This is a genomic window from Ignavibacteriota bacterium, assembly GCA_016716225.1.
GTDB lineage: Bacteria > Bacteroidota > Ignavibacteria > Ignavibacteriales > Melioribacteraceae.
Window position 1 is genome coordinate 3,012,543 of the sequence record JADJWT010000001.1, and the last position, 12,773, is coordinate 3,025,315.

The 12,773-nt window shown below is 29.4% G+C and carries 11 protein-coding genes; 9 read left to right on the top strand and 2 right to left on the bottom strand.

All coding sequences use genetic code 11. The annotated features are described in order from the left end of the window. Positions 1 to 13: 13 nt before the first annotated feature. The 6 genes from IPM32_13150 to IPM32_13175 all read left to right on the top strand — a co-directional run bounded on the left by IPM32_13150 (position 14) and on the right by IPM32_13175 (position 7,236). Entirely contained in the window at positions 14 to 634 is a 621-nt protein-coding gene (locus IPM32_13150; protein MBK8946197.1) for a TetR family transcriptional regulator, read from the top strand. A gap of 17 nt (positions 635 to 651) precedes the next feature. Continuing rightward, positions 652 to 1,686 carry an efflux RND transporter periplasmic adaptor subunit gene (locus IPM32_13155; protein ID MBK8946198.1) on the top strand — a complete coding sequence of 345 codons (1,035 nt, stop codon included), beginning with the start codon at positions 652 to 654 and terminating at the stop codon, positions 1,684 to 1,686. Between the two features lie 9 nt (positions 1,687 to 1,695). Beyond that, positions 1,696 to 4,785, top strand: a complete 3,090-nt coding sequence (locus IPM32_13160; protein MBK8946199.1) for an efflux RND transporter permease subunit — start codon at positions 1,696 to 1,698, stop codon at positions 4,783 to 4,785. Continuing rightward, positions 4,775 to 6,085: a TolC family protein gene (locus IPM32_13165; protein ID MBK8946200.1), complete on the top strand. Its 1,311-nt coding sequence runs from the start codon at positions 4,775 to 4,777 to the stop codon at positions 6,083 to 6,085. Before IPM32_13160 ends, IPM32_13165 begins: the two co-directional genes overlap by 11 nt. 132 nt (positions 6,086 to 6,217) lie before the next feature. Beyond that, a complete protein-coding gene (locus tag IPM32_13170) occupies positions 6,218 to 6,625 on the top strand; it encodes a TerB family tellurite resistance protein (protein ID MBK8946201.1) in 408 nt (135 codons plus the stop codon). Positions 6,626 to 6,654: 29 nt separating this feature from the next. Further along, entirely contained in the window at positions 6,655 to 7,236 is a 582-nt protein-coding gene (locus IPM32_13175; GenBank protein MBK8946202.1) for a thioredoxin family protein, read from the top strand. Positions 7,237 to 7,240: 4 nt separating this feature from the next. On the opposite strand, the gene IPM32_13180 is transcribed toward IPM32_13175, so the two are convergent. Then, the gene (locus tag IPM32_13180) at positions 7,241 to 7,510 is read right to left on the bottom strand and encodes a DUF4342 domain-containing protein (GenBank protein ID MBK8946203.1); all 270 of its coding nucleotides are present in this window, start codon (positions 7,508 to 7,510) and stop codon (positions 7,241 to 7,243) included. Between the two features lie 95 nt (positions 7,511 to 7,605). Between IPM32_13180 and IPM32_13185 the strand changes: the two genes are divergently transcribed. The 3 genes from IPM32_13185 (at position 7,606) to IPM32_13195 (ending at position 10,929) form a co-directional block, all read left to right on the top strand. Then, on the top strand, positions 7,606 to 7,992 hold the full coding sequence (locus IPM32_13185; GenBank protein MBK8946204.1) for a hypothetical protein: 387 nt from the start codon (positions 7,606 to 7,608) through the stop codon (positions 7,990 to 7,992). A 127-nt stretch (positions 7,993 to 8,119) separates the two neighbouring features. Next, complete coding sequence (locus IPM32_13190; protein ID MBK8946205.1) at positions 8,120 to 9,979, top strand: hypothetical protein; 1,860 nt, start codon at positions 8,120 to 8,122, stop codon at positions 9,977 to 9,979. A gap of 65 nt (positions 9,980 to 10,044) precedes the next feature. Further along, a complete protein-coding gene (locus IPM32_13195; GenBank protein MBK8946206.1) occupies positions 10,045 to 10,929 on the top strand; it encodes a cation transporter in 885 nt (294 codons plus the stop codon). Positions 10,930 to 10,936: 7 nt separating this feature from the next. Here the strand turns inward: IPM32_13195 and IPM32_13200 are convergent, their stop codons facing one another. After that, positions 10,937 to 12,742: an L-fucose isomerase gene (locus IPM32_13200; protein MBK8946207.1), complete on the bottom strand. Its 1,806-nt coding sequence runs from the start codon at positions 12,740 to 12,742 to the stop codon at positions 10,937 to 10,939. Positions 12,743 to 12,773 lie beyond the last annotated feature (31 nt).

Here is a 12,773-nt window from a genome sequence, read left to right on the forward strand (position 1 = left end):
ATTTTTAGTTAAAATGAAAAAAACAAAAGAAGAAGCAGAATTTACAAAACTCCAAATTCAGAAAGTTGCAATAAAAGTTTTTATTAAAAACGGTTACAGTGCAACTCGTTTGGAGGATATTGCGTCTGAAGCAAATGTAACACGTGGAGCTATTTATCATTATTTCAAAAATAAGCGGGATATTCTTTTAGCAATTCATCAAAATAATAGAGAAAGAATTCAAAAAATTATTGATGAACTTGTCTATAAAGAAAAAGATCCGATTGAAATTATTCGCAAGGGATTTTTGCAAGTTTATGAACATTTTGAAAATGATGAAGATTTTAAAGATGTAGAAGAATTATTTTTTAAAATTGAATTTGCATCAATTATTCATCATGATGAAATAATTAGAGATTGTTTTCACAATGATTTGAAGAATCATAAGGACAGAATTTTTGAGATAATTAATAAAGGTCAACAAGAAAAAAAAATTAGAAAAGATATTAATGCAGAAAATCTTGCAATAATAATTATGACATTTCACTTAGGATTATCTATGCTTTGGTTTAAGCGAATAATGGATTTTCCTATAACTGAAATGGCAAAAAATCAAATTGAAGTTTTATTAAACGGAATTGCAATTAACAAATAATCTAAACAGAGGAATTAATGAAAAAAATTATTTTATTGTTTTCAGTAGTGCTAATCGGAATAAGTTTCTTTTCCGGTTGTGCAACAGAAAAAAAAGAAGCAAAAAATATGGAACAAATTTATAAGGAAGAAGGAATTCCGGTTAGAGTTAAAGAAGTTGTAAAATCTAATTTTACGAAAGAGCTTACTTACAATTCAATTTTATCCGGAATTGAAGAATCTTCTGCAAGCGCAAGCATGGGAGGAAGAATTGAAAAAGTTTTAACTAAAGTCGGCGATTTTGTAAAAAAAGATCAAATCCTTTTTACATTCCCAGCTGATGCTCCAGGAACTCAATATTTTCAAGCTCAATCAGCATATGAAAATGCAAAAAGTACTTATGAAAGGTACAAGACTTTGCATGATGTTGGCGGAGTTTCTGCACAAAATTTGGATAATGTAAAAACTCAATATGAAGTAAACAAAGCAAATTGGGAAACTGTTCGAAAAGTTGTAAATGTTCTTGCGCCAATAACCGGTTATGTAACAAAAGTTTCAGTTGTCGAATCTGAAGATGTAAAAAAAGAAACTATTCTTGCAACTGTTGCTGATTTACGCAAACTTAAAGCTAGCATTCAAGTTTCTGAAGAAGAAATAAATGATGTTAGAAAAGGTGGAAAAGCTTATGCAGAATGGCAAGGTTTGAAAATTTCCGGAATAATTTCACAAGTTGATATGGCAATGGATCCGATGACACAATCATTTAATGCAGATATAATTTTTGAAAATCCTAATGCTCAATTTAAGGCAGGAATTACCGCAGATATTACAATTGTGAATGAAGAAACTGGTTCAGAATCAATTACTCTTGAAAGAAAAGATTTAATTAAAAAAGGAAATGATTTTTATGTTTATGTTTTTCAAGATGGAAAATCTGTACTGAAAAAAGTTGAAGTTGGTAAATCAAGCGGTATTAATGTTGAAATATTATCGGGAATAAATGAATACGAAAAAGTTATAACAGAAGGTCAGACATTTTTAGATAACAACTCAAAAGTTAAGATTATTAATTAGGAGAACGTAATGAAAATTTCTGATTTATCTATAAATAGACCAATAATGATGAGCATGTTTTTATTGGTTCTGGTGCTGTTCGGAACAATTTCTTACTTTTCGCTAAAGTTGGATTTAATGCCGGATGTTGATATTCCATATGTAACAATTCAAACTATTTATCCAGGTGCTGGTCCTCAAGAAATTGAAACTCAAGTTTCGAAAAAAATAGAAGATGCTGTTTCATCTGTAAGTCAAATTAAATCATTAACTTCTTATTCTTTAGAAGGAGTTTCAATTGTTGTTGTTGAATTTGAACTTGATAAAGATATTGATATTGCAAATCAAGAAGTGAAAGATAATATTGATGGAATAATCAGCAATTTACCAACTGATATAAAAACTCCAGTAATTAAAAAAATTGATTTTGGTGCACAACCAGTAGTCGATTTGGTTATTTCTGGCGATAAATCTCCAATTGAACTTTATGAGATTGCCGAGAAAAAATTAAAAGATAGATTTTCTCAAATTGATGGTGTTGGAAATGTAAATATTCTCGGCGGTCAGCAGAGAGAAATTCGTGTTGAGCTTGATAATAGAATTGTATATCAAAATGTGCTTTCACTTCCACAATTAAATCAATTGCTAAGTGCAGAAAATATGGATATTCCTGGCGGACAAATTCAAAGGGAATCACAAGAATATTCTTCACGTGTAAAAGGAAAATTTTCTTCAATTGATGAAATGAAAAAACTCCAAATTCAAACTTTATTCGGACCAAAAGAATTAGGCAAATTGGCAAATGTAAAAGATGATGGGAAAGAAATAAGAATACGAAGTACATACTTAAATAACATTGCAAAAACCAAAGATGAAAATGTTGTATTCTTATCCTTAATTAAAGCTGCTGATGGAAATACTGTTGAACTTGCAAAATCAGTTTATGAACTTTTACCTCAATTAAAAGAAGAACTTCCAAAGGGAATTAATTTGGAAGTAATAACTGATAAATCAGAATTTATAAGTGCTTCTGTTGAAGACACACTTGGTAACATTTGGATGGGAATTATTCTTACAGCATTAGTACTTCTATTTTTCTTGCATGATATTCGTTCAACAATAATTGTTGCGTTATCAATGCCGTTTTCAATAATTTCTACATTTTTATTAATGGATTTATCCGGATTTTCTCTTAACGTAATGTCTTTGATGGGATTATCAACATCAATTGGAACTTTGGTTGCAAACTCAATTGTTGTTTTGGAAAATATTTTCCGTCATAAAGATATGGGCAACAATAGAAAGGAAGCCGCTGCAAAAGGAACTTCGGAAGTATTTGTTGCTGTAATTGCATCTACAATGACAAACATTGTTGTATTTGTACCGATTGCAAATATGTCAAGTTTAATTGGACAATTTTTTAGAGAATTTGCATTAACTGTAACTTTTGCAACAATATTTTCAATTGTTGTTTCTTTTACATTAACTCCAATGTTAGCATCATTGATATTGCCCGAACGTGATACAAAAAAACATAAAATTGGTGAAATGTTAGAAAAGATGTTTAAAAGTTGGGAAGTTACTTATAAAAAAATGTTAGCTGTTGTAATTAAAAATAGAGTAAATAGTGCAATCACAATTACAATATCCATTTTGTTTTTCTTTTTCAGTTTATTTGTTGCATCAAAATTAAGTTTTGAATTTATGCCGTCGCTGGATGAAGGAATGATAAATATTCAAGTTGAACTTCCGCAAGGATATAATTTGGAAGAAACTGCAAATTTATTGAATGAAACCGAAAAAAGAATAACATCACACAAAGAAGTTAAACATGTTCTTACTCAAATGGGAAAGATTAGCGATCTTGATCAAGGAACTAATATTGCGTTGATGAAAATTGAATTAGTTCCAGCAGAACAAAGATCAATTTCTACAAAAGATATGGTTAGTAATTATATGAGTGAATTATCAACAATTCCTAACGCTATGTTTAGAATATCTTCTGTACAAAGTGCCGGAAGCAGCGGTGAGCCACCAATTACATTTTTCTTAAAAGGTGTTGATAATTCTAAACTTGAAGAAATTAAACAAGATTTGTTTGCACGAATGAAAAATATTCCGGGATTAACAAATTTAAATACAAGCTCTCGTTCGGGAAAACCGGAAATTACTTTAATTCCAAAGAGAACAAAATTGGCAAATTCTGGATTAACAGTTTATGATTTGGCAATGACTTTGCGCGCTAGTATGGAAGGATTAACCACAACTAAATATTCTGAAAATGGTGAGGAATATGATATCCGCGTAACACTTGCCGATGAATCAGTTGATTCACCGGAAAAAATTGGAAACTTAACAATTGTTTCACGAGCTGGAAAATTTAAAATGAATCAACTTGCAGAAATTAATTTTACAGATGGATACAGCAGAATCTTACATCGTGATAAAGCAAAAACAATACAATTTACGGGAGATGTTGCAACCGGTTATGCACTCGGTGATATAACAAATTCAATAGAAAATGAAATTGAAAAAACAAATTTACCAAACGGATATTCAGTTAAATGGTCCGGTGCTGCAGAAATGATGGGCCAAGCAATAATGGATATGGGTTTTGCATTTATGATTGCATTTATTTTAACATTTATGCTCTTAGCTGCAATTTTGGAAAGTATTACACAACCGATGATGATTTTGGGCACAATTCCACTTGCACTTATTGGTGTGTTTTTAGCAATGTATATTTCGGGATTAAATTTAAGCGTTATGGCAATGCTTGCAATAGTTATGTTAATTGGTATTGTGGTAAACAATGCAATTTTAATTTTAGATTATACAAATGTTTTTATCAAAAAAGGAATGTCCGTTAAAGAAGCTTTATTGGAAGCAGCACCTACAAAATTAAAACCAATATTAATGTCAACAATTGCAATTGTTCTTGGTATGGCTCCTATGGCTTTGGGAATTGGTTCTGCCGGAAAAGAATTTAGACAGCCAATCGGCGTTGTAAGTATTGGCGGATTAATTGTTTCCGGAATTTTAACAATGTACATAATACCAGCTGTTTTGGAATTAGTTCACAGAGAAAAAAAAGTTGTTGAGGTAAAAAATGAAAAATAAATTATTAATAATATTCACATTTATTTTTGCCGCAAAATTTAATGCGCAAACTTATGATATAAATTCTTTTTTGGATTTAGTGAAAAAAAATAATAAAGATATTCAAATTGCCATTAAAGATTTGGAAATTGCTGAAACTCAAGATGCGCAAGCTAGAGCTAATGCTTATCCACAAATTTCTGCAAAAGCTGGTTATAATAGAAATTTAAAAGATGCATTTTTATTTGTTGATTTTGGTTCATTGATGGGTGAATCAACCGGAGCTCCATCAAAATTTAAAATTAATTATAAGAACGAATTTAGTGCACAAGCAATTGTATCTCAGCAAGTATTCAATTTTTCTGTTTTCAATGCAATTAAAGCAGCTGAACAATATCAGAAATTGACTGATTATGTTTTTGATGCAACTCTGCAAGGAATTCTTAACGGAAGTAAAAAAGCTTTTTATCAAACTTTATTATTAAAGAAAGTTCATGAAGTGAATAAAGAAGCTACTAAAAATGCAGAAGAAAATTATTTACTTATGAAAAAGAAGTATGATACCGGACTTGCTTCGGAATTTGAAATGCTTCAAGCAGAAGTTCGTTGGCAAAATAATATTCCTTTGGTTACACAATCGGAAAGAAATTATAATTTGGCTGTTAATAGTTTGAAATTATTAGCTGGATTAAAACCAGAGGAAAATTTTGAAATTATTGGTGAGCTCAACAAAGTTGAAGATAAACCTCAAATGTTAGAACTTCAAGATGTTTTAATAAATCGTCCGGATTATAATGCTTTGCTTTGGGAAAAGAATTTACGCGAGACAAATGTTGATGTTGAATATTCTGGTCATTTACCTTCACTTTACGCAAGTTTTGCATATCAATTTTCTTCGCAATCTGATTATTTTCAATTTGATAGAGTTAATAATTATTTAATTGCCGGATTGACTTTGAACATTCCAATATTTACCGGATGGAATACAAGTGCAAAAGTTCAAAAGGCAAGAATTGAAGCTGAGCAATCTGAATTAAAATTATCAAAAACTGAAAATGAAATTTTTATTCAAATTAAAAATTTGGATTTAAAATTGAAAGAAGCTGAAAACAGAATTGTATCTGCAGAAACAACTTTTAAAATTGCAAAAAAAGCATTTGATATTGCGAAAATAAGTTCGGAAAATGGATTAGCAACTCAGTTGGAATTGAAAGATGCAAGTGTTGGTTATGATCAAGCTCAGCTTAATTATTTTGCTGCAATTTATGAATATTTAGAATCTTATTTTGATTGGGAATTAGCTGTTGGAATTACAAAATAGTTAACCATTATTTTTACTAAATAAAGGACTGAAGTTAACTTTAAAAAATCAGTCCTTTTTCTATTTTTATCGGAACAAAGTTTTAGTAGTTTTGTAATAGAATGAACTCACACATCATTTATTGGAGTAACTTTGCAAATCACAATTCAAGATAAAAGTAATTATTTTAGAGGGCTTTTAGTTTTAGTTGGGCAAGACAGAATAATTCACAATGAAGAAAAAAATAAAATATTAAATCTTGGTAAACTTTTCGGATTTGAAGAAAATTTTGTTAATGAATCTATAAATAATTTACTCGAAAATAATTTTATAAATTTTGAACCACCGAAATTTTCATCAAAAAAAATTGCACAAAAATTTATTAAAGATGCTGTAAGCATTGCTTTAATTGATGATGATCTTCATTTGCATGAATTGCAATGGATTAAAAGTGCAATAGAAATTAATAATGTTGAACAAGATTATTTTGAAAGTTTGTTAAAAAATAATTCTAACACTTCTTCTGATATTTCTTTTGAAATATCAGAATTGGTTAAGTAAAATTAAAATAGTTTAGGAAAGGAATCATAATGTCATTTACTTTAGAATTGGGTAAAATAGCCCCGGATTTTTTTCTTCCGGCAACAGATGGAAAAAATTATTCTTTATCACAATTTACAGATGAATATTTAGTAATATTTTTCACATGTAATCATTGTCCTTATGTTATTAACTCTGATGAAATTACAAGAAATACCGCAGAAAAATTTGCTGAGAAAAATGTAAGATTTGTTGGAATAAATTCTAACAGTAAAAATACTTACGCAGAAGATAGTTTTGAAAATATGATAATTAGAATGAATGAGAAAAATTTTCCGTGGATTTATTTGCGTGATGAAACTCAAGAAATAGCAATAAAATACGGTGCTTTACGCACTCCACATTTTTTCGTTTTTGATAAAGAGAGAAAATTACAATATACGGGAAGGGGAGTTGATAATCCGAGAAATCCACAATTAATTACAAGTAATGATTTAGAAAATGCGCTTGATGAATTAACAAGCGGAAATGAAATTACAAAAAAAATAACAAATCCAATTGGCTGTAACGTAAAGTGGGATGGAAAAGATCCGCACTGGATGCCGCCGGATGCTTGCGATTTAGTTTTCTAATAAATTACTTTTTTACTTCATAAACTTCTGAAGTTTGGCTTTCATCTTTTTTGATAATTTCCACAGAAAATTTTGCCATAACTCCAGCTAAAACTCCTATAAGCGTTATATATGGCGCAGCTAAAGATCCAATTGCGCCAACTAAAAGTGGAACCTCCAAATATTTTTCTCCATGTTGATCTCTAACAATAATTCGTCTCAAATTTCCTTCTTTAATTAAGTCTTCAATTTTTGATAAAAACTCATTAAAATTCATTTGGAATGTATTTGCCATTTTGTTTTCTCCCTTTTGTTATTAGATGCTTAAAAAATACATTTTGTTCCATTTTGTTAAAGAAATTTCTATATTTCTTCAAAATAAAAATTTAAATGACAACTTATCTTAAAATAATCAATTTTGTTTTACTTTTAATCTATTCCACTTATGTTTTTAGAACTGCATTACCATTGCTGGATTATTTAATAAATTATACTTTTATCATAACTGAACTTTGTGAACAAAAAGATAATTTGGATAATATGTGTATGGGTAAATGTCATCTTCAGAAAGAAATGAAAAAACAAGTCGATACGGAAAGTAAACAAAAACAATTTGTTATTTTAGAGAAGTTTAAAATTGATCACATTTCATTTTCACAACATCAAAATAGGTTAAATCCAACATTTATAAATTTTATCAAAATTGATTGTACTTTTTCTAATTTCTTAAATATTGAACCATTATCACCTCCACCCAAATTTTCTTCTTTTAGTTAATAAAATAAAAAATCAAATGATTTACTTTACAAAGTTCATTAAAAATTGAAATTTTGTTTTTAAGATTTTGTGCAATTTGTTTTAAAAATTTATTTGATGAGAAATAATTAACTCAGAGAGGATAAAAGTGTTTAATAAATATATTCTATTCTTGTTTTTATTTGTTTCAACACAAATAATCTCACAAGAAAATTTAACTGATAGTTTAAAAAATTATTGGCTTCAACAAGTTGAAATTAATTCAAAAAGATTAAATTTAGGAGAAGCAAATAATAGAATTTCCAAAGATAATTTAGAAAATGTTTTAGGCACAAACGGTTTTAGTTTAATCCGCAAAGGTGTTTTCTTTGCTCAAGATGTTTACGCAGACGGATTGAAAAAGGGAGATATTAATGTTGTAATTGATGGAGAAAGATATCATTCAGCTTGCCCAAACAGAATGGATTCACCATTAACTAGAGTTAATCCGCTTGATTTAGAATCAGTAAGTTTGAATAAAACAAGTAGCAATATTCAATCAGGATTAGGTGGAGTTGTTAAATTTAACAGATCATCAATTTCAGAAATAATGAAAATTCAAGCTGCAATTTCCACATTAGCTGGAGCACAAAATGGATTTGATCTTGCAACATCAGCAGATTATTCAAATCATAGAATTTCTTTAAGATATGCAAACGGTTCCCCATATGTTGATGGAGATAAAAATTCATTTTCAGATAGTTATGGATTTAAGGAAAATTACAATTTTAAATTAGTCGAAGCTTCAGTTCGTGGTCAATTAAATTCTATATCTTATGGTTTTTCAGCCGCTTATACAGAAAATGTTTCATTCCCATATTTACAAATGGATGAAAGATTTAACAGAGTTTATAGCGCTTATTTAAGGTATGATGATCATAAAATCTATTTCAATTATACAAATCATGTTATGGATAATGATTTGCGAATTAATACAATGTTAATGAAAACAACTGCAAAAAATTTAACTATTGGAGCAATTGGAAATTTTTATGAAGTGATTTTCAGAAATTGGGATGCGAATAATTTCTTCCATAATGCAATGATGCATATAGATAATGATTTAATTCCAAATGTAAATTCTTACAATGCAAATTTGTTCAAATCAATTGATTTAGAAAAAATAAGATTGTATGGAAAAATTGGATTTTCTTATCAAATGATTGGCGACAAATCAAGAGAGGAATTTTATAAAAAGTATTTTGAAGAAGTTAATCTTTCCAGATTTTTCCCAACTTTTAGTTTAGGATTATCACACTTATATGCAATTAATAATAGTTTTGGAATAGGTGGAATGATAGAAGTAAATAGTGAAAGTCCTGAAACAGAAAGCCTTTTTATTTCAGTTCAAAAACCGATGGGAAAACCTTCTTGGACGGGCAACTCAAATTTAAAGCAACCTTTCAAAGGTACTTTAAGAGGTTCAATAACATATGAAAATGTGAATCTAGAAATGTTCGGATCAAAAGTTTGGAATTATAATAATTTAGCAAGACAAACAGTAATGCAAATGCCGTTTTTAACTTATACTAATGTAGATGCTTTATTGTTGGGTTCAAACTTAAACGTGAATTATAAATTTATCGTTGTTGATGCATCATATATCTGGGCAAAAAATTCAACAAATAATTCTCCGTTGGCTGAAATGCCTCCATTAAAAATAAGTACAAAAATCATTTCACCGGAATATTACGGATTTGTTACTTATCTTAAACACTTATATAATAATGCACAAATAAGAGTTGATGATTTATTAAATGAAACAAAATCCGGTGCATGGAATAAATTAGATATTGGATTAATGTATAATTTTAACGGAATTGAGATTTCTCTTGATGTTGAAAATTTATTGAATGCAAATTACTATCAACATTTATCATTTATGAGAGATCCATTTGCGGCTGGAAATAAAGTATATGAGCCTGGAAGAATATTCAGAATAACTTTTAAAACAAATCAAATTTTATAATCTTAAAATTCTCACTCATAAAAAGTATTTTGTATTTTTGTGAGTGAGAAAGAAATTATTTATAGATGTCGCATAATCATCATATTAATCACAACGAGTTTAACCGGAAATTTAAATTTGGAATTGTATTAAATTCAATTTTTATTATAGTTGAAATTATTTTCGGATTAACTTACAATTCATTAGCACTTATTGCCGATGCCGGACATAATCTTAGTGATGTTTTAGGTTTGATGATTGCATGGATTGCAAATTATCTTATTCTTAAAAAACCGACAAAAAATTTTACTTACGGATTCAAACGAACTTCAATTTTAGCTGCTATGTTAAACGCACTTTTATTAATATTTGCTTTAGGAATTATTCTTTGGGAAGCAATTGAAAGAATTAAATCCACAGAAATTGTTGATGGAAATATTGTAATTATTGTTGCCGGAATTGGTGTAATTATAAATGGAATTACAGCACGTTTATTTTTAGAAGGTAAGGACCAAGATTTAAATATAAAAGGCGCATATCTTCATATGCTTACCGATGCGATAATTTCTGCGGGAGTTGTTATATCTGGATTACTAATTATGTTAACTGATTTTTATTGGCTGGATTCAGTAATTAGCATTTTAATTGTAATAATTATTTTTAACGGAACTTGGAAATTATTTAAAGAATCAATGATATTATCTATTGATGGAGTTCCAGGAAATATAAATTATGAAAATGTTAGAAAATTTTTATTAGACAAATTTGAAATAGATTCATTACATCATTTACATATTTGGGCATTAAGTACATCAGAAACTGCATTAACAGTTCACGTTATTCCAAATGCAAATTCAAATTCAAATTATGATAAGCTAATAAAAGATATAAATGAAGGATTGCTGTTTGAGTTTGGGATAAATCATACAACAATCCAATTAGAAAATTTAAATTGCAAAAAAAAATGTTAGAATAATTTTATCCGTAAATTGGACCAAAATTTTTACAAGCTTCAAAATCTGCAGATTCTAAATTGTTCGTTCCAAAAGCATTCCATGCACTAGGTCTAAAAATTCTTTCTTCAGAAACATTATGCATATTAACCGGAATTCTTAACATTGAAGCAAGTGTAACTAATTTATCTCCAATATGTCCGTAACTTATTGCACCGTGATTTGCACCCCAGTTTTTCATAACAGAATAAACATCAACGAATGCACCTTTTCCTGTTAAAATTGGCGCAAACCAAGTTGTTGGCCAAGTTGGATCTGTTCTTCTATCTAAAACATTATGAACTTCTAAAGGTAAATCTACTGTATAACCTTCTGCGATTTGTAATACAGGACCTAAACCTTTAATCATATTTATTCTGCACATTGTAACCGGCATTTCTCCAGAAGTTAAAAATTGCGAAGAATAACCGCCGCCTCTAAAATAACCCAAATTTGCCGGACACCATTTTGTTGCTTTCAAACATTCTTCAACATCATTTTGAGTTATTTCCCAAAATGGTTTCATAACAGAAATTCCATTTTGTTTTTGCCTTCCGGTTCCATCTAAAGTTGTTGATCCGGAATTTATTAAATGAATAATTCCGTATTTAGCTTTTCCGGTTAGCTCATAATTTGAAACTCTTTTTACAGATTCCGGACTCCAAAAAGTTCTTACATCAGAAAATATTTGTGCTGTATTTGTTAATAAATGTCCGAATAGCATTGAAATTCCATTTAAACTATCATTTTCTGTTGCAACAGTAAAAGCTTCTCTAATGCCATTCCAATCAAATGATGAATTTAAAATTGTTTCTGAAAAATCGCCATTTGGGAAGTGATCTGTCCAATGTCTTTGTCCTTGAAATCCAGAAACAATTGCATTATTTCCCATTGATTCTTCTTCAAATCCAATTTCTTTTAATTTGGGATTTCCGATCATCAAATCTCTCATGATGATTGTCATTTTTACAACGGTTTCCCAATCCTTATCTTTTTGCTCACGCGAAACTTGTTTTTCTTTTTTATTTATATCTTCACCTTCAATACAATTTTCTTTTGTCCACTTTAAAGCATTTTCAAATTCTGATTGATCAAATATTCCTTCGTCAATTCTTCTAATCAATTCAGTCATATCAACGGTTGAAGTTCTCATTCCAAGATAATTTTGCAAAAAATCTTGATCAACAATTGATCCCACAATTCCCATTGAAACACCGCCAATTGCTAAATATGATTTATTTTTCATTTCAGCAACGACTAAACCAGCTTTTGCAAATAATAAAAGTTTTTGCTTTACATCTTCTGGAATTGTTGTATCAGTTGAATCTTGTACGTTCCTTCCATAGATACTGAATGTTGGCAGTCCTTTTTGACTATATCCGGCAAGTGCAGCAGCTAAATAAACAGCGCCGGGTCTTTCTGTTCCGTTAAATCCCCAAATTGCTTTTGGAATAAGAGGATCAATATCCATAACTTCAGTTCCGTAACACCAAGCTGGCGTAACTGTTAAGGAAACACCAACTCCTTCTCTTGTAAATTTTTCCGCAGTTAAAGCCGCCTCAACAACTCCACCGATTGTTGTATCTGCAATTACACATTCAACCGGCATTCCGTTGGAATGTTTTAAATTTTCAGTTAAAAATTTTGCTGCAGATTTTGCCATGTTCATCGTTTGATCTTCTAAGGATTCTCTCACACCGTTTCTTCTTCCATCAATTACCGGACGAATTCCAATTTTAGGTAATGAGCCTTTCAATCTAATTTCTGCTTTTGAATTATTTTCAAATGTCATTTTCAAATTTCCCAATATTTTTCAATAAGTT